The 24,137-nt window shown below is 64.7% G+C and carries 19 protein-coding genes and 1 tRNA gene; 8 read left to right on the forward strand and 12 right to left on the reverse strand.

The features are described from left to right. Positions 1–21: 21 nt before the first annotated feature. From IEV87_RS10070 to IEV87_RS10095, 6 genes are read right to left on the reverse strand one after another with little or no spacing between them, the layout of a single operon-like run. A complete protein-coding gene (locus IEV87_RS10070) occupies positions 22–1,452 on the reverse strand; it encodes a UDP-N-acetylmuramoyl-tripeptide--D-alanyl-D-alanine ligase (protein WP_188477559.1) in 1,431 nt (476 codons plus the stop codon). Next, positions 1,449–2,942: a UDP-N-acetylmuramoyl-L-alanyl-D-glutamate--2,6-diaminopimelate ligase gene (locus tag IEV87_RS10075; RefSeq protein WP_188477560.1), complete on the reverse strand. Its 1,494-nt coding sequence runs from the start codon at positions 2,940–2,942 to the stop codon at positions 1,449–1,451. The genes IEV87_RS10070 and IEV87_RS10075 overlap by 4 nt, the downstream gene beginning before the upstream one ends. 18 nt (positions 2,943–2,960) lie before the next feature. Continuing rightward, positions 2,961–4,754, reverse strand: coding sequence for a peptidoglycan D,D-transpeptidase FtsI family protein (locus IEV87_RS10080; protein ID WP_188477561.1), 1,794 nt, complete (start codon positions 4,752–4,754; stop codon positions 2,961–2,963). Next, positions 4,751–5,110, reverse strand: coding sequence for a cell division protein FtsL (gene ftsL, locus IEV87_RS10085; protein WP_188477562.1), 360 nt, complete (start codon positions 5,108–5,110; stop codon positions 4,751–4,753). The genes IEV87_RS10080 and ftsL overlap by 4 nt, the downstream gene beginning before the upstream one ends. Then, a complete protein-coding gene (gene rsmH / locus IEV87_RS10090) occupies positions 5,107–6,114 on the reverse strand; it encodes a 16S rRNA (cytosine(1402)-N(4))-methyltransferase RsmH (RefSeq protein WP_188477563.1) in 1,008 nt (335 codons plus the stop codon). Before rsmH ends, ftsL begins: the two co-directional genes overlap by 4 nt. Positions 6,115–6,117: 3 nt before the next feature. After that, positions 6,118–6,639, reverse strand: a complete 522-nt coding sequence (locus IEV87_RS10095; RefSeq protein WP_188477564.1) for a division/cell wall cluster transcriptional repressor MraZ — start codon at positions 6,637–6,639, stop codon at positions 6,118–6,120. A gap of 722 nt (positions 6,640–7,361) precedes the next feature. Here IEV87_RS10095 and IEV87_RS10100 point away from each other — a divergent pair. Next, entirely contained in the window at positions 7,362–7,808 is a 447-nt protein-coding gene (locus IEV87_RS10100; protein WP_188477565.1) for a GNAT family N-acetyltransferase, read from the forward strand. 30 nt (positions 7,809–7,838) lie between these two features. Here the strand turns inward: IEV87_RS10100 and IEV87_RS10105 are convergent, their stop codons facing one another. Further along, positions 7,839–8,900, reverse strand: coding sequence for an Mrp/NBP35 family ATP-binding protein (locus IEV87_RS10105; RefSeq protein ID WP_188477566.1), 1,062 nt, complete (start codon positions 8,898–8,900; stop codon positions 7,839–7,841). Between the two features lie 308 nt (positions 8,901–9,208). Between IEV87_RS10105 and IEV87_RS10110 the strand changes: the two genes are divergently transcribed. The 3 genes from IEV87_RS10110 to IEV87_RS10120 all read left to right on the forward strand — a co-directional run bounded on the left by IEV87_RS10110 (position 9,209) and on the right by IEV87_RS10120 (position 11,480). Then, positions 9,209–9,427, forward strand: a complete 219-nt coding sequence (locus IEV87_RS10110) for a DUF1127 domain-containing protein (RefSeq protein WP_188477567.1) — start codon at positions 9,209–9,211, stop codon at positions 9,425–9,427. Between the two features lie 437 nt (positions 9,428–9,864). Beyond that, positions 9,865–10,599: a hypothetical protein gene (locus IEV87_RS10115; protein WP_188477568.1), complete on the forward strand. Its 735-nt coding sequence runs from the start codon at positions 9,865–9,867 to the stop codon at positions 10,597–10,599. 143 nt (positions 10,600–10,742) lie between these two features. Then, positions 10,743–11,480, forward strand: coding sequence for a VPLPA-CTERM sorting domain-containing protein (locus tag IEV87_RS10120; protein WP_229737516.1), 738 nt, complete (start codon positions 10,743–10,745; stop codon positions 11,478–11,480). Between the two features lie 50 nt (positions 11,481–11,530). Here IEV87_RS10120 and IEV87_RS10125 read toward each other — a convergent pair whose 3' ends face one another. Next, positions 11,531–13,900, reverse strand: coding sequence for an ATP-dependent helicase (locus tag IEV87_RS10125; protein WP_188477569.1), 2,370 nt, complete (start codon positions 13,898–13,900; stop codon positions 11,531–11,533). 155 nt (positions 13,901–14,055) lie between these two features. On the opposite strand from IEV87_RS10125, the gene IEV87_RS10130 reads away from it, so the two are divergent. From IEV87_RS10130 to IEV87_RS10145, 4 genes are all read left to right on the forward strand, one after another. Further along, positions 14,056–15,204, forward strand: coding sequence for an alpha-hydroxy acid oxidase (locus IEV87_RS10130; RefSeq protein ID WP_188477570.1), 1,149 nt, complete (start codon positions 14,056–14,058; stop codon positions 15,202–15,204). Positions 15,205–15,383: 179 nt separating this feature from the next. Further along, positions 15,384–18,824, forward strand: coding sequence for a pyruvate carboxylase (locus IEV87_RS10135; protein WP_188477571.1), 3,441 nt, complete (start codon positions 15,384–15,386; stop codon positions 18,822–18,824). Positions 18,825–19,239: 415 nt separating this feature from the next. Then, positions 19,240–19,314, forward strand: a tRNA-Gly gene (locus IEV87_RS10140). A gap of 186 nt (positions 19,315–19,500) precedes the next feature. Then, complete coding sequence (locus tag IEV87_RS10145) at positions 19,501–20,166, forward strand: VPLPA-CTERM sorting domain-containing protein (protein ID WP_188477572.1); 666 nt, start codon at positions 19,501–19,503, stop codon at positions 20,164–20,166. 1,160 nt (positions 20,167–21,326) lie between these two features. Here the strand turns inward: IEV87_RS10145 and IEV87_RS10150 are convergent. From IEV87_RS10150 to IEV87_RS10165, 4 genes are all read right to left on the reverse strand, one after another. After that, the gene (locus IEV87_RS10150; RefSeq protein WP_188477573.1) at positions 21,327–21,818 is read right to left on the reverse strand and encodes a hypothetical protein; all 492 of its coding nucleotides are present in this window, start codon (positions 21,816–21,818) and stop codon (positions 21,327–21,329) included. A 117-nt stretch (positions 21,819–21,935) separates the two neighbouring features. After that, entirely contained in the window at positions 21,936–22,778 is an 843-nt protein-coding gene (locus IEV87_RS10155) for a transglutaminase-like domain-containing protein (RefSeq protein WP_188478400.1), read from the reverse strand. Positions 22,779–22,812: 34 nt separating this feature from the next. Further along, a complete protein-coding gene (locus IEV87_RS10160) occupies positions 22,813–23,616 on the reverse strand; it encodes a hypothetical protein (protein WP_188477574.1) in 804 nt (267 codons plus the stop codon). Beyond that, positions 23,613–23,999 carry a hypothetical protein gene (locus tag IEV87_RS10165; protein ID WP_188477575.1) on the reverse strand — a complete coding sequence of 129 codons (387 nt, stop codon included), beginning with the start codon at positions 23,997–23,999 and terminating at the stop codon, positions 23,613–23,615. The genes IEV87_RS10160 and IEV87_RS10165 overlap by 4 nt, the downstream gene beginning before the upstream one ends. Positions 24,000–24,137: the final 138 nt, after the last annotated feature.

The raw sequence follows: 24,137 nt of genomic DNA on the forward strand, positions 1-24,137 counted from the left end.
GCGACCTCCTGGTCGGCAGCCTCAATTATCCGGCGCGGGATGCCCCAGTTTCCGGAGCGCGTCAACAACCTCGGAGACCTTCGATCCCTTGGACCCCTTGACCAGCACGACGTCGCCCGCATCCGCGAGACGCGGCGCGACGGCGGCGAGATCGGCCGCCTTTTCCGAATAGCGGCCACGCTTTTCGGGCGGCAGCGCTTCGTAAAGCACCTTCATCCGGCCACCGACGCAGTGCACGATGTCCAGCTTCGCGACCGAGGGCAGGTCGGCCAGGCCCGCGTGCATCGCCAGTTCGTCGGGGCCGAGCTCCAGCATCTCGCCCAGGATGGCGATGCGGCGGCCACGGGCATGGCGGCCCAGGTTGTCGCGGGGACGCGCGGCGGCGATGACCTCGAGCGAGGCGGCCATTGAGACGGGGTTCGCATTGAACGCATCGTCGATCAGTTCGAAGGACATGCGGTCGTCCACCGGGTCCAGCAAAAGCCGTTCCCGCATCCCCCGCCCCGCTGGCGGCGCCCACTGGCCAAGATCGGCGCAGGCGACGGCACGGTCCAGGCCAAGCGCACGTACCACGGCCAGCACGCCAAGTGCGTTCAGGGCATAGTGGCGCCCGGCGGCGGCGACCTTGAACAGGGCCTTGGCGCGCCAGATGCGGGCTTCGGCCACCGTGGTGTCGTCGACGATCTCGACATGCATCAGGCGGTGGTGGTTTTGCGGTTTCTCCCCGAAACTCAGCAGCTTCGCACCCGCTTCGGCGGCAGCGGCGGCGAGGATGGGGGTGGTCGGCAGGTCACCGTTGTAGACGGCCCAGCCATCGGGCATCAGGCCGGAAAAGATCGCCGCCTTCTCGCGCGCGATGCCGTCGATATTGTCGAAGGCCTCAAGATGCGCGGTGCCGACGGTGGTGATCATAGCGACATGCGGGCGCGCGAGACGGGCAAGCGGCGCGATTTCCCCGGGGTGGTTCATGCCGATCTCGATCACCGCGACCTCGGTGTCCTTCGGCATCCGCGCCAGCGTCAGGGGCACACCCCAGTGGTTGTTGTAGCTCGCCTCCGCCGCATGCACGCGCGCCTGTCCGCCGATGACGGTCTTCAGCATTTCCTTGGTGGAGGTCTTGCCGACCGAACCGGTCACCGCGACGACCTTTCCAGCGATCCGCGCGCGGGCGGCGCGGCCCATGGCCTCCAGCCCCCGCAGCACGTCCGGCACGACCAGCAGCGGCGCATCGGGCGCGACGTCGTCGGGAATGCGGGAGACAAGCGCGGCCCCTGCCCCAAGCTCAAGCGCCTGCCGCACGAAATCATGGCCGTCCCGCGCCGCCGAGAGCGCGACAAACATGTCGCCGCGCTGGATCGTCCGCGTGTCGATGGAGACCCCGGTGACGGACCAGTCGCCCCGCGCCTCGCCGCCGGTGGCCTGCGCGGCCTCCGCCGCCGTCCAGAGCGTCATGGCAGGCGTCCGTCCAGCGCGGACACGGCAACGCTGGCCTGTTCGCTGTCGTCAAAGGGAAAGACCGTGTCGCCGACGATCTGCCCGGTCTCGTGCCCCTTCCCCGCGATCAGCAGCGCGTCGCCCGGTTGCAGGGCATCGACGGCGCGCAGGATCGCCTCGGCACGGTCGGCAACTTCGGTCGCCTCCGGACAGCCGAGCATGACCGCCTGCCGGATCGCGGCGGGGTCCTCGGACCTCGGGTTGTCGTCGGTCACGAACACCACATCCGCATTCTGCGCCGCCGCCTCGCCCATGAGGGGGCGCTTGGTCCGGTCGCGGTCACCGCCGGCACCGATGACGGCGATCAGGCGGCCCATGACATGCGGGCGCAGGGCCTTGAGCGCGGTGGCCACGGCGTCCGGAGTATGGGCATAGTCGACAAACACCGCCGCCCCGTTGGCGCGGCGCGCGGCCAGTTCCATGCGGCCATGCACGGTGACCAGCGCCGGCAGGGCGGCAAAGACCTCGTCCGGGTCCTCACCGGACAGGATCGCCATGCCGGCGGCGACCAGAACGTTTTCCGCCTGAAAGCCCCCGATCAGGTTAAGCTGCACCTGATGCACCTCTCCGTCAAAGCTGAAGCGGATGGTCTGGCTGTCGGCGTCATACCGGCGGTTGAGGATACAGAGCTCCGCCTCCTCATGGCTGCCGACGGTCAGCACGTCGAGCCCCCGTTCCGCCGCCAGTTCCGCCATGTCCTCGCCGCGCAGCCCGTCGATGTTGATGACCGCAGAGGCGTCGGGGGGCAGGACGCGGGTAAACAGCCCGGCCTTCGCCTCGAAGTATTCTTCAAAGTCGTGGTGGTAGTCGAGGTGGTCCTGCGTGAGGTTGGTGAACCCCCCGACCTTCAGCACCACGCCGTCCAGCCGCCGCTGCGCCAGCCCGTGCGACGACGCCTCCATCGCGCCATGGGTGACGCCCTCGTCGGTCACTTCGGCCAGCATGCGGTGCAGGGTGATCGGTTCGGGCGTGGTGTGCATCAGGGGGGCGGAATAGCTGCCCTCGACCCCCGTGGTGCCAAGGTTCACCGCCTCGCGCCCGACCAGCATCCAGATCTGGCGCAGGAAGGTCGCAACCGATGTCTTGCCGTTGGTGCCCGTCACCGCCGCCATCACGCGCGGCTGCCGCCCGAACCAGAGCGATGCGGTATAGGCCAGCGCCTGACGCGGGTCTTCGGCAATCACCACGGCGGCATCACTGTCGGCCAGGTCGTCGGCCGCGATCTTCGCGCCCTCCGCATCTGTCAGCACGGCGACCGCGCCCTGCCGCAGCGCATACTGGATGAATTCGGCCCCGTGGACGCGCGTTCCGGGCATCGCGGCAAAGAGGAAACCGTCGCGCACGTCGCGGCTGTCGACGGCCAGCCCGGTGATGGCCACGTCGCGGCCGCCCTGCGCGGACAGGCCAAGCTGGCCCAGTGTCTGCGTTTGCCCTGCGTCCGCTGCCATCCCCGCTGCCTTTCCGGCTTAGTTCGATGTCAGCGTTATACCAGCGAGGTTGACGGGTGCAATCTCGGGCCGGAGGCCGAGCAGCGGGGCGATCCGCGTGATCATCTCTGCCCCGACCGGCACGGCGGTCCAGCCGGCGGTGCGCCGTGGCTTGTCGCCCGAGGTCTCGACCGCTTCGTCCAGCGTCACGATCAGCACGTAGCGCGGGTCGTTCGCCGGGAACATGGAGGCGAAGGTGGTGATCGTCTTGTCCTTGAAATACCCGCCCGTGGGTTTGGGCTTGTCCGCCGTGCCGGTCTTGCCGCCGACCGAGTAGTGGTCGATGCGCGCGAAGGATGCGGTGCCTTCGGTCACAACACGGCGCAGCAGATCCTGGGACATGCGCGCGGCGGCGGTGGACATGACCTGGGGCCCGTCCTGCGGCGCCTTCTGGGTCAGCAGGGTCGGGCGCACGCGCTTGCCGTTGTTGGCGATGGTCGCATAGGCGGCGGCCAGGTGCAGCGGGCTGACCGACATGCCATGACCGAAGGACACGGTCATCGTGGTCAGGTCGGACCAGTTCTTCTGGATCAGCGGCGCGCCGCTCGGGGCCTCGATCATCTCCACCGGCGTGGGTTCGAACAGGCCGAGATCGGCGAGGAACTGCTTCTGGCGTTCGCCGCCGATCTTCTCGGCAATGCGGGCGGTCCCGATGTTGGAGCTTTCGATGATGATCTCCGCCACGCTCATTTCCTTGCCGAGGTAATGGCTGTCGCGGATCGCATGGCGACCCCAGCGGATCGGGCCGCGGATGTCGATGATCGTCTCGGGACTGACCAGCCCCATGTCCAGCGCCTGTGCGGCGGTGAAGATCTTGAAGGTGGAGCCAAGCTCGTACACCCCCTGCACCGCCCGATTGAACAGCGGGCTGTCGTCGGGGTGGCCCTTGGTCGGCAGCGGCGGGCGGTTGTTCGGGTCGAAGTCGGGCAGCGACACCATCGAGATGATCTCGCCCGTCTTCACATCCATCAGGACAGACGCGGCGCCCTTGGCGTTCATCACCCGCATCCCGCCGTAAAGCACCTGTTCGGCGGCCGCCTGCACGGTCAGGTCCAGCGACAGCTGCAGCGGACGTCCGCCGTTGGCCGGATCGGTGAGATAGTCGTCGAACTTCTTCTCGACCCCGGCGGTGCCGCGGATCTCGGCCGCATCCACGCCCTCTTCCCCGTAGCCCGCGCCGCCGAGGATATGGGCGGCAATCGCGCCGTTCGGGTACAGCCGCATCTCGCGCGGGCCGAACAGCAGGCCGGGCTCACCGATGTCATGCACGGCCTGACGCTGTTCGGGGCTGATGTTGCGGCGGATCCAGACGAAACGGCGGGATCCGGTGAAATCCTTCTCCAGCCGCTCGCGGTCGAGTTCCGGGAAGATCTCTGCCAGTTCGCGGGCGGCCTTCACGGGTTCGACCATCTGGTGCGGGTGTGCGTAAAGCGCAAAGGTGTCGAGGTTGGTGGCCAGGATCCGCCCCTGCCGGTCCACGATATCCCCGCGCTGCGCCACGATGGCCGAGCCGGCGGAGGAGGTGCGCGGTTCGGCGGGTTCGGATTCCGCCACGACCCACATCTTGACCCCGATGGTCACGAAGGCGAGCGCGAACATCGCGCCCAGCACAAGGATCCGTCCCTCGGCCCGGACACGGGCGCGATCGCGCATCTCCTCGTGACGCAGACGCAGGTTCTCCTTCTCGATGCTGTCGGGGTTCTCGCCCTTCTCGCGGGCTTCGAGGATACGGGCCAGCGGACGCAGCGGGATGCGGAGGGGCGTGTTGCTCACAGCTTTTCCTCCGCCATGGAAAGGGTGGAAACCTCGACCGGGTTGGTGACGACCAGCGGCGCGACCTCGCGCTGCGGATAATCGACCTGGTCCATACGGCCGAACTGGTCTGGGGTGATCGGCAGCAGGGCGAGGGAGTCGAAGTTCAGTTCCGCCAGTTCGCTCAGACGGTCGGGGCGGTTCAGATAGGCCCATTCCGCGCGCAGGACGCCAAGCCGGGCACGGGCCTGCGCGATCTGATCCTGCAGGCGTTCGGCCTCGTTCACGATCTGCTTGGTGCGGTAGTTTTCCTGGTAGGCCCAGAAGCCAAGCCCGATCAGGGCGGCAAAGGACAGGATATAGAGCAACGTTCTCATTGCAGTCTTCCCTGGAATTCCGGCATTCCCAATGCCTTGCGGTCAATCTTTTCGGCCGGCGCCTCGGTCCGGCGGGCCACCCGCAGCCGGGCAGAGCGGGCGCGGGGGTTTGCGGCCAGTTCCTCGTCATCCGGGCCGACGGCCTTCCGGGTGACGGCGGCGAAGCGGGGCGCGTCCTCGGGCGCTTCGGGGGCATAGCGGTTCGACCGCCCTGCCCCGCCCGAGCGCATCTGGATGAAGCGTTTGACCATCCGGTCCTCGACCGAATGGAAGGTGACGACGGCCAGCATGCCGCCGGGCTTCAGCGCACGCTCGGCGGCCATCAGCCCCTCGGCCAGCGCGCCGTATTCGTCATTCACCGCGATGCGCAGCGCCTGGAAGGTGCGGGTCGCGGGGTGGGACTGGCCGGGCTTTGCGCGTGGCAGGCAGGACTCCACGATGCCGGCCAGGCGCAGGGTGGTGGTGATCGGGTCGGCGGCGCGTTCGCGCACGATGGTCCGCGCGATCCGGCGGGAGGCACGCTCCTCTCCATAAAGGAAGATCACGTCGGCAAGGTCGCCCTCCTCCATGCCGTTGACCAGATCGGCGGCGGTCGGTCCGCTCTGGCTCATCCGCATGTCGAGTGGACCTTCCTTCATGAAGGAAAACCCGCGTTCGGCAAGGTCCAGCTGCATCGACGATACGCCGAGGTCCAGAACCACGCCGTCCAGCGGTTCGCCCGCGATCTCGTCCAGATCGGCGAAGTTGCCCTGCCTCAGGTCGATCCGGCCCTCGTAGCCGCCGATCCAGCCTTCCGCCATCTCCGCCGCCAGCGGGTCCTGATCCACACCGATCACGCGGTCGGCCCCGGCCTCGACCAGCCCGCGGGCATAGCCGCCCGCGCCGAAGGTGCCGTCAAGCCAGACGCCGGAAACCGGCGCGACCGCTTTCAGCAGGGGACGCAGCAGCACCGGGACATGGGGCGCGTCCGGGCCGGAAGTCTGACCGGGGGCGCGGGCGGCCATGGCTTACTCGCCCCCCTGCGCATCGCCGAACATCATCGCGTCGATGGCGGCATCGGGGTCGAAATCCTCGCCCAGGGTGTCGTCCTGTGCGGCGACCTCGGCCTGGTAATCGTCGCGCTTCCAGAGCTGGAAGGTCTTCAGGTCACCGAGGAACGTCACGTATTCCTCTTTCCCGAGGTCCAGCTTCTCGCGCACGCGGGCGGGCACGACGATGCGGCCCGTGTCATCCACGGTGACGGGAACGGCGCTGTGAATATAGTGCTGGCGCAGGGCCTTGCCGACCGCGTCGGCCTTGGGGCGGGAGGACAGCGCCGACTGGATTTCGGCGATGGAGTCGATGGAGTAGCCCTCGACAAACCCCTTCAGGCGCGGGCCGCAGAGCAGCACCATGCGCGCGGGCTTGCCGGGTTGCCATTCGGGATCCTGCTTTTCGAGAACGCGGCGGAAGTCGACGGGGACGGACAGCCGGTACTTGGCGTCCACCTTCATGTCTTCGCTGCCCTGGAACCGCTCTATGTAAGCCAATTCCTCACGTCCCGTTCCCCCGTAAAGGTTTCCTGACCCCGGAAACGGAAACGGCGGATAGGGGAAGCTGCCACTGCCCTATCCGCCGCCCTCGTCCCGTTACCGGGTTGTCCGACTGCGCGTGCCACCTGGGGGGATGTCTGCTCGCCCACGCGCCGGATCTCTTGGTTTGATGAAAGCGGGTGCCTGTATGATCACTGCCTTGGGTTTTTATGAGGTCTTGACGCCTCGTTTCCCGTTCTCATCTTGTGAACCATGGATGCCATGGGCCTTGATGGGACGCAACAAGTATTTCGCCACTTTCCTTGCGCTCACAAGGTTATCCACAAGATCGCGTGACCGAAGCTTGATCGTATTCTTGGCAATTTTTCGCCTATATCGGGATCTTTATGGAACCATATACCATATATAGACGTGATCCGTCTGACCCCAGTGCGTCCCATCAAATCCAAAGTTTTTTCAATCACAGGCAAATCGGCGGTCATTTTGGATGCAGCGCTTTCGTCGTGCGCCGTGAAAACCGGCAAAATCACCCTCGAATCACGGAATCGGGAGGGGTGCGCCCCCCGCATCCCACAATTGGCGGACCTCCTGTCCCACACGTCCCATCCCGGACCATGGCGCCCCCCGCGTCCCAAGACATCCCATCCGCGGGCCCCGGCGCGCCATTGCCTCCCCCTGCCGGCCGCGCGATACCTCAGGCGACCGCCCCAGGAACTCCCATGCCCGTCCACTTCCGCGCCGCCACCGCCGCCGACCTGCCCGCACTGATGGCGCTTCTCGCCGATGACGACCTCGGCCGGGGGCGGGAGGGCACCGATCCCGCCCCCTACCGCGCGGCCTTCGCGACCATCGACGCGGACCCGAACCAGATCTTCTGCGTCGCCGACCGGGACGGAGAGATCGTCGGCATGCAGCAGATCACCTTCATTCCCGGCCTGTCCCGGAAGGGTGCCTGGCGCGGCATGATCGAGGCGGTGCGAGTCGCGCGGCACCGGCGGAACGAAGGGATCGGCGGGCGGATGATCGAATGGGCGATTGCCGAATGCCGCTCACGCGGCTGCAGCCTAGTCCAGCTGACCTCCGACCGGACGCGCGAGGAGGCACACCGCTTCTACGACCGGCTTGGCTTCACTGCGTCGCATGTCGGATACAAGATGACTCTGTAGCGGGCCCTGCCTGGCGCCGCCCGACGGGCCTCAGGCCAGTCCGCCACGCACCAGACCCTCGGCCAGCCGTGCATAGGCCTCGGCCATCGGACCGTCCCCGGCAGCGACCGGGGTGCCCGCGTCCCCGCCAAGCCGGGTGTCGAGGTCGATCGGAAGCTGCGCCAGCAACGGCACGCCCATCCTCTCAGCCTCCGCCTTCACTCCGCCGTGGCCGAAGATCGCGTGCTCCGCCCCGCAGGAGGGGCAGACGAACATCGACATGTTCTCGATCAGCCCCAGCACCGGGGTCTTCAGCGTGGCGAACATGTCGATGGCCTTGCGCGCGTCGATCAGCGCCACGTCCTGCGGCGTCGACACCACCAGCGCGCCGGTGACCTCGGACCGCTGGCACAATGTCAGCTGCACGTCCCCGGTGCCCGGAGGCAGGTCGACGATCAGCACGTCAAGTTCGCCCCAGTTCACCTGCCCAAGCATCTGCTGCAGCGCCCCCATAAGCATCGGACCGCGCCAGACCACGGCCTTGCCCTCCTCCATCATGAAGCCGATGGACATGAGCGTGACGCCGTGGGCGCGCAGCGGTTCGATGATCTTGCCGTCGGCCGACGCCGGACGGCCGGAGGCGCCCATCATCCGTGGCTGCGAGGGACCGTATATATCAGCGTCCAGCAGACCGACCCGCCGCCCCTGTTTCGCCAGCGCCACGGCGAGGTTGGAGGAAACGGTGGATTTGCCCACCCCGCCCTTGCCCGAGGCGATTGCCAGGATCCGGTCCACACCCGAGGGCTTCATCGGCCCTGCCTGCGGCGTCGGGTGGCCACCGACCTTGATTTGCGGCGGGCGTTCCTGCTGATGCGCGGTAAGCACGACGCTTACCTCAGAGACGCCGGGCAGCGCGCGCACCGCGTTCTCCACGATCTGGCGCAGGGTCGACATCTGGCGCGCCATCTCGGGCGACGGCGCTTCGATCACGAAGCGCACGACACCGTTTTCAGCACTGAGGGCGCGGATCATGTCCCGGCTGACCAGGGTTCCGCCGTCGGGAAGCTCCATTCGCTGCAGCGCAGCAACAACTGAGGTCCTGAGGTCGCTCATGGCACGGCTCCGATCGGTATGCGATTCCTGTCTAGACCACTAAATATGGGAGTGCCACCCATGCCACAGCCCCCGGTAACGTGGCGTCAATTGTCCTTTCGGAAAATCCACGCAGATTAAGATTTCATCACGGTCCGCCAACACTGTTGAAAACCAACAACTTGCTGGCCGCTCCTTCAGTTGCATCCGCTGCATAGCTGCGTTGCAGCATCGGACGTTGTGCAAGCGCAGAAAAACCGTATCTTCATCTCAACACGACGCCGCAGGGCAATCCGGCCCGACACGGCACACTCGAAAGGCACTACCAAATGACGATGATGACCGAAACCCGCACCGCAGCAGTGGCCCACTCCGGCCTGTTCTCGCGTATCGTGGCAGGTCTGACCGAGCGCTACACCCAATACGCGGCTTACCGGAAATGTGTGGCGGAGCTCTCTGCCCTGTCCGACCGCGAGCTCCGCGACCTGGGCCTGCACCGCTCCATGATCCGTTCCCTGGCACACGAAGAAGCCTACCGGAACGTCTGAGTTTTACAGTTCGGAAGGCCCTCTCCTCCTCCCTGGGCCGACTGAAACCAGCGACGGCATCTCTCCTCCTCCCTGATGTCGTCGCACCTATCCCCGGAGCCGGGTAAGTCGCTCCGCAAAGAGATGCACCGGGCCCTCTCCTCCTCCCTGGGTTCGGTGACAGCAAGACCGGCGGCCCCTCTCCTCCTCCCTGGGGTCGCCGGGACTGCACTACCAGATACGGCGGCCCTCTCCTCCTCCCTGGGTCGACGTTAAACGAACCGCGGCGCCTCTCCTCCTCCCTGGCGTCGCGGTTTTTTCTGTTTCCGGGGCTGTCTCAGCGTCACAGGCAAAAAAGTTCTCATCTCCGCATTTCCGCCCCTCGATCCCTCTTGATTAATCCAAGAGTCAGGATATGGGTCGCGCACTGATTTCCAGTTTACCTTTCCGAGGTTATAATGAACAAATTAATGCTCTGCGCAGCTCTGGCTGCGTTCTCTTTCCCTGTGTCCGCCCTTGCCGTTTCGGCCCCCAGTGACTTTGTCGTCACCAGGAGCGAAAACGGCGTCTCCGCGACGGTGATCGACGCGAACCACACACCGTTCTGGTTCGAAGAAATCCCGACCGAAGACGGTGGCCGCTACGTGGTCCACAACAACACCACGAACCTGTCGCTGATCGGGTTCGGCGTGACCAACTTCTTCGGCCTGCCCTACATCGACAACCCGGAGAACCCGGACGACCGCTTTTCCTACGGCCTGCCGACCTACAGCGTCAGCCAGGGGGATAACGAACTCTGGACGGTCTCCATCCTCGACAGCTGGCTCTGGACCGATGACTACCTCTACGACGGCGGCTATTACTACGACGGAAACACCCAGTCGGCTGCGCAGCTGTTCGGGCCCTTCGGCAATATCCTGACGGATGCAGAGCCGATCGCCTATTACTTCCAGGTCAGCGACGCCGATCTGCTTTATCCGGGGCTCAGTGCCAGCGGCTTCGGCTTCATCGAAGCGGCGCCGCATTCCGTCTTCTTCGGCGTCGCGGGTGACGACGCGGGCAATACCTACGCCTTCATCGTCGGCGGCCCGGTCAGCTCCGTTCCGCTGCCGGCACCGCTGCTGCTGCTGCTCGCCGGGTTCGGCAGCCTTGCCGCGCTGCACCGCCGCCGCCTGCACCGGACCCTCCACTGAGGAACCGGTTTAATCGAACCGCGGCGCCAGCCCTCTGGCGCCGCGGTATTTTATTGCGCGGGCATGGGTTCACTATTTCTTGATATAACGGTCACTTTGGATAAACTCACGTCATACAGATACATTCCATTTACGAGGTGACCATGAAGACCATTGCCCTTGCTGCGGCGTTTGCCGCATTTGCCCTTCCCTCCCTTGCCGACGTCGTCGCGATCCCGTCTTTCCAGACCTATGTCGACACGACCAGCGGTGCAGACCTGATCGATCCGACCATGGATGCGTTCTATCTGGTAGAGTCCGAAATCCCCGGCGGCGGGGCCTACACGATCTACAACAACACCACGAACCTCTACCTGACGGGCTTCGGCGCAACGAACCCCTACTACGGGATTCTCAGCGTCGGAGAGGTCGCACTTTCCGAATCCGGCGGGACGCCCGAATTCTCCAACGGCGAATACGCCGGCTACTGGAGCCCGGTCCTGCTCGCCAGCTACAACTGGTCCGTCTCGCTCGACCCGAGCTATCCGGACGGCGAAATCTATGGCGGCGGCTACTACTATGTGACGCCGGAAATGACGTTCGGGGACTCCAGCAACGTGCTGACGCCCGACGAACCCTATGGTTATTACTATTACGCTGAAGACGGCCGGTTCCTTGATCCCGGCGCTTCCGCCAGCCTGTTCTTCTTCATCGAAGCCATCCCTGCCTCGACCCTGTTCGGCGTCGCGACGGACAACAACGGCGGGACCTATTCCTTCTACGGCAGCCAGGCGATGACCGGTGCGCCGGCGGTTCCCCTGCCCGCGGCCAGCCTGCTGCTGGTCGGTGGCCTTGGCGGGATCGCGGCGCTGCGGCGGCGTCGGATGCGCAAACTGGTCTGAATGGCCGGACAGACAGGAACGGCCGTCCTCCCGGGGGCGGCCTTTTTCGTTCAGAAGGGCACGTCGTTGCTCGCCATCACGAACTTGGCGACGACCTTTTTGGACCCGGCCTTTTCAAAGTCGATATCCAGCTTGTCACCCTCGATCCCGGTCACTGCGCCGTAGCCGAACTTCTGGTGAAACACCCGGTCGCCGACGGTGTAGGCGCTGACCGCCTCAAGGTCGATCACCTGGCTGCGGGTCTCGCGCGGCTGGCTGACGGGGCGATTGCCCGCGCGCGCCTGCATCCTTTGCCAGCCCGGAGAGTTGTAGACGTTCGTCTGCGCAACCTTCTGATCTATCGTGGAAGTTATGCCTTCGAACCCCGGCGCGGCTGCGCCGTAGCCACCGCCATACAGGCCCGGCGGGGTCAGCACCTCCACATGCTCCTGCGGCAGTTCGTCGATGAAGCGCGACGGCAGCTGCGACTGCCATTGCCCGAACACCCGCCGGTTGCCCGCGAAGGAGATCGTGCAGACTTCCTCCGCCCGGGTGATGCCGACATAGGCAAGCCTGCGTTCCTCCTCCAGCCCCTTCAGTCCGCTTTCGTCCATGGAGCGCTGCGAGGGGAACAGACCATCCTCCCAGCCCGGAAGGAAGACGACCGGAAACTCCAGACCCTTGGCGGCGTGCAGGGTCATGATTGACACTTTCGCACCGGCCTCGTCGGTTTCGTTATCCATGATAAGGCTGACGTGTTCGAGAAAGCCCTGGAGATTGTCAAAGTTCTCAAGTGCCTTCACCAGTTCCTTCAGGTTCTCCAGCCGGCCGGGCGCTTCGGGCGTCTTGTCATTCTGCCACATCGTCGTGTAGCCGCTCTCGTCCAGGATCATCTCGGCGAGTTCGATGTGAGAGACGTCGGCATGGCCCGTCATCCGGCTCCACCGGTCGAGGTTGTCGACCAGCGCGCGCAATTCGCCCGCGCCCTTGCCGGTGATGCCGCCCTCGGCCAGCAGGATGCGCGCACCTTCGATCAGCGGGACTCCGTTGCGGCGCGCAATGACCTGAATATCCTGCTGTTTCTTGTCACCAAGACCCCGTTTGGGAGTATTGACGATCCGTTCAAAGGCGAGGTCATCGGACGGCGACACGACCAGCCGGAAATAGGCCATGGCATCGCGGATCTCCAGCCGCTCGTAGAAACGCGGTCCGCCGATCACGCGGTAAGGTAAACCGATGGTAAGGAACCGGTCCTCGAACGCCCGCATCTGATGCGAGGCCCGGACGAGGATCGCCATGGAGTCCAGCGACTTGGGCGCCATTCCTCGCGTGCCCTTCTGGGTCGCCTCGATCTCCTCTCCGATCCAGCGGGCCTCTTCCTCGCCGTCCCAATGGCCGATCAGGCGGACCTTCTCGCCGCCCTCCGCCTCGGTCCACAGCTCCTTTCCAAGCCGCCCCTCGTTGCCGCGGATCACCCCGGCGGCGGCGGCAAGGATATGTTCGGTCGACCGGTAATTCTGCTCCAGCCGGACAACCTTGGCTCCGGGAAAATCCTTTTCAAACCGCAGGATGTTGCCCACTTCTGCACCCCGCCAGCCATAGATGGACTGGTCGTCGTCGCCGACGCAGCAGATGTTCTTGTGCGCCCCGGCCAGCAGCCGCAGCCAGAGATACTGGGCGACGTTGGTATCCTGGTATTCGTCGACGAGGATGTATCTGAACCAGCGCTGATACTGCTCCAGCACGTCCGGATGCGTCTGGAAGATCGTGACCACGTGCAGCAACAGGTCGCCGAAATCGGTCGCGTTCAGCTCCAGCAGGCGGCGCTGATACTGGTCGTACAGTTCCGTCCCGCGGTTGTTGAAGGCCGAGGCCTCCGCGTTCGGCACGTTCGACGGCGTCCAGGCGCGGTTCTTCCAGTGGTCGATAATGCCTGCCAGCTGACGGGCGGGCCATCGCTTTTCGTCGATATCGTTGGCGGCGATCACCTGTTTCAGCAGGCGAATCTGGTCGTCGGTGTCGAGGATGGTGAAGTTGGATTTCAACCCGACCAGTTCCGCATGACGGCGCAGCAGCTTGACACAGATCGCGTGGAACGTGCCCAGCCACGGCATGCCTTCGACCGGCGCACCAAGCATGCGGGAGACGCGGTTCTTCATCTCCTTCGCGGCCTTGTTGGTAAATGTCACGGCGAGGATTTCGTTCGGCCGCGCGCGCCCGGTGTTGAGCAGGTGCACGATGCGCGCGGTCAGCGCCTTGGTCTTGCCCGTGCCGGCCCCAGCGAGCATCAGCACCGGGCCGTCCATCGCCTCCACCGCCTCGCGCTGCGCGGGGTTCAGGTCGTCGAGGTAGGGCGTGGCGCGGGCCGACATGCCCGCCGCCATCGCACGGGCGGAGAGCGAGGCGCCCTCGAAGGCGTCGTGTTCGTCATGGCTGCTCATGCGCGCAAGGATAGCCTGTCCCGGACCGGAACGGAAGGGCATGTTCACGGCTTGTTCACACGAATCGGCTGATATGTCCGGGTTCAGGGCGGACTGCCGGGGCCCATACGGTTGCTCTTGCCAAGGCTCCGGCGGCAGGACACTGTCGCCGCGAAATGGAACTCGATCTCGACTACCCGACTCTCGCCGACCTCAAGGCACGCGCCAGACGCCGGTTGCCGCATTTCGCGTGGGAATACCTCGACAGCGGCACGGGCGGCGACATGGCCATCCGTCGGTCGCGCGCCGCTCTGGATGACGTGGTGCTGGCCCCGGCGGTGCTGAAGGGGCGCACCGTGCCGGACCTGGGGACGACGCTGCTCGGGCGCAGCTATACCCGCCCCTGGGGGGTCTCTCCGGTCGGCATGACCGGACTGTTCTGGCCGGGGGCAGAGATCACCCTGGCGCAGCACTGCGTCGCGCAGGGGCTGCCGTTCGGGCTGTCCACGGTTGCCGCTGCCTCTGTCGAGGATCTGGCGCCGCATGTGGGCGACCGGGGCTGGTTCCAGCTCTACCCGCCGGCGGAACCCGCGCATTGCGAAGACCTGCTGGCCCGCGCGAAGGCGGCGGGGTTCCACACGCTGATCCTCACGGTTGACGTGCCCGGCCCCTCGCGGCGGGAACGGCAGCGGCGCGGCGGGCTGCGCACGCCGCCGTCGATCACACCGCGGCTGATGTGGCATTCGATGCAGCGCCCGGCCTGGGCTCTGGCGGTGGCCAGGGCGGGCACGCCCACGGTGCGGGGCCTGGCGAAATACGCTTCCGCCCACGAGCCGGCCCGGCATGTCGGGCTGGCTCCGCATGCGGCGCCGGATGTCGATCTTTACCACAAACTCAGAGAGATGTGGGACGGCCCGATCATCGCCAAGGGGGTGCTCGTGCCGTCTGACGCGGTGATGCTGCGCGATCTCGGCTTTGACGCGGTGTGGGTGTCCAACCATGGCGGGCGGCAATTTGACGGGCCTCCGGGTTCCGCGACCGCCCTGCCGCTGGTGCGCGCCGCCGTCGGGCCCGACTACCCGGTGATCTACGACGGCGCGATCGAGTCGGGCCTCGACGTGCTGCGAGCCATCGCGCTTGGCGCGGACTTCGTGATGCTCGGCCGGCCCTGGCTCTGGGGCGTCGCGGCCTTCGGCAAGGCCGGGGTGGCGCATGTGACGCATATCCTGACCGAGGACGTGACATCCGGCATGGTCCAGATGGGCCTCACCCGCCCGGTCGAGGTCCGCGACCGCCTGTGGGACAAGGTCGCTGCAAAGGCCTGACCTCCTTCATCTTGCCCGAAATATCCCGGGGGAGGCGCGGCACGCGCCTGGGGCAGCGCCCCGACTTTGCACGTTTCGCAATCCGCAGACCCGGCAGTTTGCACTTCGCAAATTCGCCCCTTGCGCTGCGACGCGGCATGTCGTTTGCTATGCGGAATATGCCCTATGGAGACTATCCCATGGCCGATTTTGAAAAGATCCTCATTGCAAACCGTGGCGAGATCGCGATCCGCATCATGCGCGCCGCAAACGAGATGGGGAAAAAGACCGTCGCCGTCTACGCGGAGGAGGACAAGCTCGGCCTCCACCGTTTCAAGGCGGACGAGGCCTACCGGATCGGCGAGGGGCTGGGCCCCGTGGCGGCCTATCTCTCCATCCCGGAAATCATCCGCGTGGCCAAGATGTCGGGCGCGGATGCGATCCACCCCGGCTATGGTCTGCTGTCGGAAAACCCCGATTTCGTGGATGCCTGCGACGCGGCGGGCATCACCTTCATCGGGCCGAAGGCCGCGACGATGCGTGCGCTTGGCGACAAGGCCTCCGCCCGCCGCGTGGCGGTGGAGGCCGGGGTGCCGGTGATCCCGGCGACCGAGGTGCTCGGCGACGATTTCGACGCCATCGCGCAGGAGGCCGGGGAGATCGGCTATCCGCTGATGCTCAAGGCGTCCTGGGGCGGCGGCGGGCGCGGCATGCGCCCGATCAACGGCCCGAAGGAGTTGAAGGAAAAGGTGCTGGAGGGCCGGCGCGAGGCCGAGGCCGCCTTTGGCAACGGCGAGGGCTACCTCGAAAAGATGATCCTGCGCGCACGTCATGTTGAGGTGCAGATCCTCGGCGACAAGGCGGGCAACATCTACCACCTGTTCGAGCGGGACTGTTCCGTCCAGCGCCGCAACCAGAAGGTCGTCGAACGCGCGCCCGCCCCCTATCTGACCGACGCTCAGCGGGCGGAGATCTGCGAACTGGGCCGCAAGATCTGCGCCCATGTGAATTACGAATGCGCCGGCACCGTCGAATTCCTGATGGATATGGATACGGAGCAGTTCTACTTCATCGAGGTGAACCCCCGCGTGCAGGTCGAACACACCGTCACCGAAGAGGTGACCGGCATCGACATCGTGCAGGCCCAGATCCTGATTGCCGAGGGCAAGACGCTGGCGGAGGCGACCGGAAAGCCCTCCCAGGGCGACATCACCTTGCACGGCCACGCCTTGCAGACCCGGATCACGACCGAGGATCCGCAGAACAACTTCATCCCCGACTACGGGCGGCTGACGGCCTACCGGTCCGCCACCGGCATGGGGATCCGGCTCGACGGCGGCACGGCCTATGCGGGCGGCGTCATCACGCGCTACTACGACTCGCTTCTGGTCAAGGTCACGGCCTGGGCGCAGACGCCGGAAAAGGCGATCTCGCGGATGGACCGGGCGCTGCGCGAATTCCGTATCCGGGGCGTCAGCACGAACATCGCCTTTGTCGAGAACCTGCTCAAGCACCCGACGTTCCTGTCGAACCAGTACACCACCAAGTTCATCGACACGACGCCCGAGCTCTTCGACTTCGCCCCGAGGCTCGACCGCGGCACCAAGGTTCTGACCTATATCGCGGACATCACCGTGAACGGCCATCCGGAAACCGCGGGCCGCGTGAAACCCGCCGAAGGGTACAAGACCCCCCTCGCCCCGCCGCCGCATGGCGATGCCACGGTCGGCACACGCACGCTGCTTGACAGCAAGGGGCCGAAGGGCGTGGTGGAGTGGCTTGAGAAACAGACCCGCGTTCTCATCACCGACACCACCATGCGCGACGGGCACCAGTCGCTTCTGGCCACCCGGATGCGGTCGATCGACATGATCCGCGCGGCGCCGGCCTATGCGGCGAACCTCTCGCCCCTGTTCTCGGTGGAATGCTGGGGCGGGGCGACCTTCGACGTGGCCTACCGGTTCCTGCAGGAATGCCCCTGGCAGCGGCTGCGCGACATCCGCAAGGCCATGCCGAACATCATGACCCAGATGCTGCTGCGCGGATCGAACGGTGTCGGATATACCAACTATCCCGACAACGTGGTGCAGGAATTCGTCCGTCAGGCGGCGGAGACGGGCATCGACGTGTTCCGGGTCTTCGACTCGCTGAACTGGGTCGAAAACATGCGCGTGGCGATGGATGCCGTAGTTGAATCGGGGAAAATCTGTGAGGGCGCCGTTTGTTACACCGGCGACCTGCTGGACCCGGCGCGGGCCAAGTACGACCTGAAGTACTATGTCGCCATGGGGAAAGAGCTGAAGGCGGCGGGCGCGCATATCCTCGGGCTCAAGGACATGGCCGGGCTGCTGAAACCGGCCGGCGCGCGGATCCTCATCAAGGCGCTGAAGGAGGAGGTCGGTCTGCCCGTCCACTTCCACACCCACGACACGTCGGGCATCGGCGGGGCGACCATCCTGGCGGCGGTGGATGCGGGCGTCGATATCGTGGACTGCGCGCTCGACAGCTTCTCGGGCAACACCTCGCAGCCGACCATGGGCTCCATCGTCGAGGCGCTGAAGGGGTCCGAACGCGATCCGGGGCTGGATATTGCCGAGGTGCGGCGACTTTCGGACTATTTCGAAGCGGTGCGCGGCCAGTACGCGGCGTTTGAATCCGGCATGCAGGCCCCTGCCTCCGAGGTCTACCTGCACGAAATGCCCGGCGGCCAGTTCACCAACCTCAAGGCGCAGGCCCGCTCCATGGGGCTGGAAGAACGCTGGCACGAGGTGGCCGAGACCTATGCCGAGGTCAACCAGATGTTCGGCGACATCGTGAAGGTCACGCCTTCCTCCAAGGTGGTCGGGGACATGGCGCTGATGATGGTCTCGCAGGGCCTCACGCGGGCAGAGGTCGAGGATCCGGCGAAGGAGGTCTCCTTCCCCGATTCCGTCATCGACATGATGCGCGGCAACCTCGGCCAGCCGCCGGGCGGCTTCCCGGATGCCATCGTGAAGAAGGCCCTGAAGGGAGAGGCGCCGAACCTCGAACGCCCGGGCAAGCACCTGCCCCCCGTCGACCTTGAGGCGAAGCGGGCCGAGATCAGCGCAGCGCTCGACGGGGTCGACATCGACGACGAGGATCTCAACGGCTACCTGATGTATCCCAAGGTCTTTCAGGATTACGGCGCGCGTCACGCGATCTACGGTCCCGTGCGCTGCCTTCCGACGCTGACCTTCTTCTACGGCATGCAGCCGGGGGAGGAGATCACGGCGGAAATCGACCCCGGCAAGACGCTGGAGATCCGGCTCGTCACCGTCGGCGACACGCAGGACGACGGCGAGGTCCGGGTGTTCTTCGAACTGAACGGCCAGCCCCGCGTGATCCGCGTGCCCGACCGCAAGGCAACCGGCGCGAAGGCCGCGCGCCCCAAGGCCGACCCGGCGAATGCGGGCCACGTCGCCGCGCCGATGCCCGGGGTTGTCGCCTCGCTCGCCGTGGCGGCTGGGGCGCAGGTGAAGGAGGGCGACCTGCTGCTCACCATCGAGGCCATGAAGATGGAGACCGGCCTGCACGCCGACCGCGCCGGTGTGGTGAAGGCCGTGCATGTATCGGCGGGTGCGCAGATCGACGCGAAGGATCTGCTGATCGAGCTGGAATAGGGACGGCAGCGGGGTGAAGGGCTGTGCCAGCCTCCTCCCACCGTCTTCCGCCAGCGGGCACCGACCCGGCGGGTTAGAGCCCGATCCATGCCCGCTCTGACGCGCTCCGTTTAGGCACACCGCAGACCACGTCAGACCGGCTTCGGCCCGGCGGTTGCGCGACCTCCACAAGCCGGACGGCGCGGCATGGGCGATTTCCCCGTCACCATCCTACCCGCCACCTCCGCTCCGCCAATCTGTGCCCCCAACTCCCCGTCACCATCCGGCTTGACCGGAGGATGACGGCTTTGACAGTCACTGCCCCGGATGGCCGAGACACGCCCCACGCCACCCCGCGCAACGAAAAATCGCGCTTCCGCAAAATTCCCCCTTGCAGGCGGGCGGCGTTCTTTATAAATCCCCCCTACCCAAGGAAGCGGGCGTAGCTCAGGGGTAGAGCATAACCTTGCCAAGGTTAGGGTCGGGCGTTCGAATCGCCTCGCCCGCTCCAAAATTCACCGGATGAACATGCGGCGTATCCCCTTCGGGGGAGACGCCGCTGTTCCCGTTGCATACCCCCCCGGCCGACAGGCAAATTTCCGCGCATACATCCTCCGATTGTTTCCGGGGTTGACCCAGTCCGGACGGCTGGTCACCCTTCGCGACATTGAACCGACCCTTTTGACAGGACATTGACATGAAGACCTATGTGCTCGCGGCCTGCGCCGCCCTTCTTCCCATTGCCGCGACGGCCGCCCCGGTGGCGCTCAGCTACACCGGTACGGTGTCGAGCATCAACGAAGCCGACAACAGCCCGCTGATCTCCTACGGCCCCTACGCCATCGGCGATTCCGTCGCGGGCGACATCATGCTGGACGTGACGGCCGGGGTGGCCTCGGTCACCAGCTTCAGCCTGACGGTCAACGGCAACCTCTTCACCGCCGGATCGGCGACGGCGGATGTGCGTGACAACGTCGCCGCCGGCTCCAGCGCGCCGGAGCGGGACACCTTCCGCGTCACCGGCACCTCGATCACCGGCCCCTCGGCCTTCGGGACGGACGCGCCCGTGGTGATGCAGTTCGCCATCGGCGGCACCGACACCTCGGTCCTCTCGGACGAAACGTTCCCGACGGCCGCCCAGCTCTTCGCCCTGTTCGCGGCGGACACCGTGGGCGGCGACTTGAACTACCTCTCCTTCGACGACGCGTCGCCGACCGGCTACCCGGACGTCCGCTTCACGCTGGACACGTTTCTCGTCAACGGAGAGTCCTCCGCCCCTGCCGTCCCCCTGCCCGCCGGCCTGCCGCTGATCCTGGCCGGTGTCGGATCGCTCGCCCTTCTGCGCCGCCGCGCGAAGGTCTGAGAGCGGGACAGATACGGTGATGCGGAAAGGGGCCCTCGGGGGCCCCTTTTTGGTGGGTTGGGGTTTATAGCAGGGTGGCAGGTTTTGTCGCGGCGGGAGTGGATCATAGGGTCGCTTTTCGGCCCCAACCTGCCTTTCATCCTTCATTTTGCGAACGACCGCTTCCGCTCAGCCAGTTGTATAAACGTCTGGTTTCGTCGGAATACTGCGGAATAGCCATTGCGCCGAGATAGGGCTGATCATCGCAAGCGTGGTGGAAGGGATACGTTTCGGCCGCGGCGGTGATCGGAAAGACCGGCCAACAGGGACGCAGAGGTTAGCAAGAGTGCGCGAACGGATTGTGAGCACTTCTTTTGTCGCAACTAAGTGTGCCTTCGCGATCGCATTGTCGACTACTTCGTGAGACCAGTCGACCCGCGTCTTGGGATGGTTCTACAGGTCGAAGGACGTCAAGATCAGATCCCGGGTCTCCGGCGGACGCAAGATCAGCTGGCGCGATCCGAGAGAAACCGGAATATCAAATCAATATATGGTCTTATGCGTGATAGTGACAAATGGCTTCCCTGAGACTTAAGACTTCCGTCCGCCGGATCGGCGTCGCCCGTATCCACCACAATTGGGCACGGCGGTGCGCCAGACAGATGATCTTTTGCAGTGTGGACATATCCTTTCGCCGAACCCTTCACTCCAGAAGTTCGCGCGGCAATTGAGGCAAAGTCGATTGGCCGCGATGTCATCCCGCGCTTTTGCGGTCTCAAGGTCTGCGTTTTCGGGCGTATGTTTCACTCGCTCTCCTCGCATCTCCGAAGACGCTCCATGTCCCGAATGGCGCGCCTGATGAGAATTGGAATGCATTCATCATCGGCACCGGACGTTGCAGAATATCTTTCGAGAAGAAATCGCCACTTTTGCATGGCCTCGATCCATGTCTTTGCGGGATCCGCAAGCATTTGGTTTTCGAGGCTTTCCAGATGCGGTTGCGCCGATGGCACCGAAAGCAGCCGACCATGGGCGGATCGGCGCCGCTTTTCTGCGTCATGTCTTTCAGCCGCAGTCCTGCGACCGTGAAGATAGATCGGTTCATCTCACATGGTAGCGTTCCGATTTCTGCCGAAAGGCTGAGCGTGATGGGATTGGCAATTTTCCTGTGTATGACCAGTTCATTCTCCGATCCCTGGACGCCAGCTCCCATAACGTGGGCCAATTACACTCGTCTCTTTTGATACGCTCGAATCCTTGGGATGGCTCGTTGTGCCAGCGCGGTTCTGCCTCTGCTGCGGGCGAGCCGAGTAGAGATCGCGTAGCTCTTCCTCGATTACACCGTCCGCTTTCATGACGAGATGGGTCATCGGGTCTGCCAGCATCTCTTCCAGGAAGAAGTCCGTAAGAGCCTTGCCAGTCAGTTTATCCTTGGCAACAGCACTTTCAAACTCAGCAAGTGGCACTGCGAGGGTTCGGTTGAGTCCAGGATGTGACGCTCTCGGATGCAGGCGCACAAGCACTGACGAGGCCCACGTGCCAGGATCCATCTGGTCAAAAGGCTCGACCAGTTCGGACTCGATCTCATATTCACCCGGCGGCAGTGTCTCGTTGAAACTCGGGAGTTCAAACGGTTGGAGGACAACGGCAGTTGTCTTGATCCAGGCGGGCATCTCAATTCTCCAATACGGCTTTTAGCTGGGGTTGACAGGAAGGATGCACGACCGGGTCTGTCGACCTGCGAGCGGAAGTTGGGAACATCGGCACAACCGGTGTGAACATGCCGCCGACTATTTTCGGGAACCCGGCGCAGCCTCGGCAGGGTCATTCTTGGCATCCCACGTCCAGACGTCGAAATGCGTCAACGTGCTGGGTCCGAATGTCTGGGTCAGAGGAACATCTGAAGCATCCCGGCCACGCGCTATCAGTATCCGACCAAATCGAGGACTGTTGTTTCGTGGATCAAAGACCCACCACCGGCCACCGAGGAAGACCTCCATCCACGCTGCGAAATCGTCAGGGGCGTGTGGCTCGGGCTGGCCAAATTCGCTCAGATATCCCGTGCAGTAGCGTGCCGGGATATTCATGCATCGACAGAAGGCGATGGCGAGATGGGCAAAATCCCGACACACGCCCTGGCGTCCGGACAGGGTCTGGGACGCCGTACGGGTCGCGCTGGCTTGCATGTAGTCAAATGAGACCGACAAATGTACGAAATCGCAGATCGCCTGAACCCGCGCCCAGCCCGGCGGAGTATCCTCGAAAAGGCGCCACGCTTCTTCCGACAGGACATCGGTATCGCAATAACGACTGCCAAGCAGATAGACCAACGTATCGAAAGGCAGATCCTCGACGGCTTGCTGTGCGGCATCGGGTGCTACTGGATCAGGCAGCCCGGTGTCGCGGAATATTCCGTCTGTGGTCAGGGTGAAGTCCCCCGCCGGTGCCACCATTCGCGTGCACCAGTTTCCGTAACCGTCGCGATAGCTTTCCAGCGGGACGCTCGGGTCGGTTACGAGATAATCGGCACGCTCCAGATCGCCGAAGCGCGAATAGTGCACGTTCAGCATGGCGACCAATGGCGTCGGCTGTGTCAGCTGATACCGCAGCCGACAGCCGATCCGCATGCGTATGCCGGGCGTGTTGTCGTGAAATTCAGAAGGTTTTCTATCGTCCAAGGGTGCACTCCCCATTCTTAAGGTGAAACCCGGAGTCACAACTCCAGCGGTTGCCAGATCGATCAAGATGAGCGTTCGCCGGAAGGTTGATCGCGACACAAACAGAGTTCCTTGCTTCATATCCACGTTCGCACCGCCATCCCGGGCCATAGCTGGCCGGGTCGAGAAATGAATTCGCAGGCAGGACCACCGCGTTGCAGCGGTCGTCGATAGCAAAGAAACCCCTCTCGCAAGCCCATTCCGCGCCATATGCCGAATTGGTAAGATAGCCGTTCTCGGGAACTGCAATTGGAACGCAAGCGTCGGCCGATGGTGTGAAACCGCGGTCGCATGTCCAGCCGGAACCCGAAGGCTCCTCGTTCAGATACGCGTTCTCCGGCAAGACGATCGCAACGCAATCATCGCGATCCTCCCGATATCCGCGATCGCACTGCCAGTCCTGCCCTGACGATCTAAGGAAGGCATTTTCGGGGACAGGTATGGCTTTGCAGGATGTCGTGCCGACGTTTTGGTAACCCCTCCTGCACGCCCACCCGGGACCATAGGACCGGCCAGTTGCGTAGGCATTGTCCGGGATATCAATGGCGACGCAAGCCGCGCCGTTCACTTTGTAACCAAGCTTGCAGTCCCAGCCTTCGCCATAGCTTCTTTCCTGTCCGTTCTCCGGGATCGGTCCGACACCGTCCTGTGCAACGACCTGAAAGCCCAGAATGGAGATCATGAAGCCCGTTGCGAGCACGGCCCAGCCGTGGCGCGTGATGTGCGGTATTGCCCTTGCGACGAAGGCTTTCATCCTTCATCCGCCGGTACTTCGGCCTGCTCTGGTACAGCGTCGAGGTCGAGCGATGCGAGGCAGGCCTGAGCAATGTCACGATCCGGCGCTTCGGCTCCGGGGACGGTCGACCAGCCGGCTTCCATCACCACATTCCGGCGCTGGTAACTTGAGGCGTCTCGGATGGCCTCCAGCTTTGTGCCGCGCTCGGGATCGGCCCGCGCGATATCGAGGCAGACCGGGACCAAGGCCGCAACCACGTCGTCGCGGGACATCTTCTCCGCCATGTCCTGCGCAGTGCCGCCGGTTACCCAGCCGCCCCATGTAAAGCCGACGATGCCGACAATGATCGCGCCCGTCACGGCACCATAAATGCCAGGCTTGAGCCATTCGGGAGTGTTCATGGAATATCCTCCTGCGGAGAAAGCGCCGCATCGCTATGAGAGCTTGTCCGGGTCGCAGTCGGCTGCCGGTCCAGCTTGGTCTGATCGCCGACGCGAGAGACGCCGGAAGCCACTTCTCAAACATGCTCCCGCTGCACA

It is taken from the genome of Primorskyibacter flagellatus (assembly GCF_014638275.1).
GTDB lineage: Bacteria > Pseudomonadota > Alphaproteobacteria > Rhodobacterales > Rhodobacteraceae > Pseudooceanicola > Pseudooceanicola flagellatus_A.

Bases quoted from the DNA above. Each gene is read 5' to 3' on its own strand.
- IEV87_RS10070 (WP_188477559.1), bottom strand. From the start codon at position 1,452: ATGACGCTCTGGACGGCGGCGGAGGCCGCGCAGGCCACCGGCGGCGAG.
- IEV87_RS10075 (WP_188477560.1), bottom strand. From the start codon at position 2,942: ATGGCAGCGGACGCAGGGCAAACGCAGACACTGGGCCAGCTTGGCCTG.
- ftsL (WP_188477562.1), bottom strand. From the start codon at position 5,110: ATGAGAACGTTGCTCTATATCCTGTCCTTTGCCGCCCTGATCGGGCTT.
- rsmH (WP_188477563.1), bottom strand. From the start codon at position 6,114: ATGGCCGCCCGCGCCCCCGGTCAGACTTCCGGCCCGGACGCGCCCCAT.
- IEV87_RS10100 (WP_188477565.1), top strand. From the start codon at position 7,362: ATGCCCGTCCACTTCCGCGCCGCCACCGCCGCCGACCTGCCCGCACTG.
- IEV87_RS10105 (WP_188477566.1), bottom strand. From the start codon at position 8,900: ATGAGCGACCTCAGGACCTCAGTTGTTGCTGCGCTGCAGCGAATGGAG.
- IEV87_RS10110 (WP_188477567.1), top strand. From the start codon at position 9,209: ATGACGATGATGACCGAAACCCGCACCGCAGCAGTGGCCCACTCCGGC.
- IEV87_RS10115 (WP_188477568.1), top strand. From the start codon at position 9,865: ATGAACAAATTAATGCTCTGCGCAGCTCTGGCTGCGTTCTCTTTCCCT.
- IEV87_RS10120 (WP_229737516.1), top strand. From the start codon at position 10,743: ATGAAGACCATTGCCCTTGCTGCGGCGTTTGCCGCATTTGCCCTTCCC.
- IEV87_RS10125 (WP_188477569.1), bottom strand. From the start codon at position 13,900: ATGAGCAGCCATGACGAACACGACGCCTTCGAGGGCGCCTCGCTCTCC.
- IEV87_RS10130 (WP_188477570.1), top strand. From the start codon at position 14,056: ATGGAACTCGATCTCGACTACCCGACTCTCGCCGACCTCAAGGCACGC.
- IEV87_RS10135 (WP_188477571.1), top strand. From the start codon at position 15,384: ATGGCCGATTTTGAAAAGATCCTCATTGCAAACCGTGGCGAGATCGCG.
- IEV87_RS10145 (WP_188477572.1), top strand. From the start codon at position 19,501: ATGAAGACCTATGTGCTCGCGGCCTGCGCCGCCCTTCTTCCCATTGCC.
- IEV87_RS10150 (WP_188477573.1), bottom strand. From the start codon at position 21,818: ATGCCCGCCTGGATCAAGACAACTGCCGTTGTCCTCCAACCGTTTGAA.
- IEV87_RS10160 (WP_188477574.1), bottom strand. From the start codon at position 23,616: ATGAAAGCCTTCGTCGCAAGGGCAATACCGCACATCACGCGCCACGGC.
- IEV87_RS10165 (WP_188477575.1), bottom strand. From the start codon at position 23,999: ATGAACACTCCCGAATGGCTCAAGCCTGGCATTTATGGTGCCGTGACG.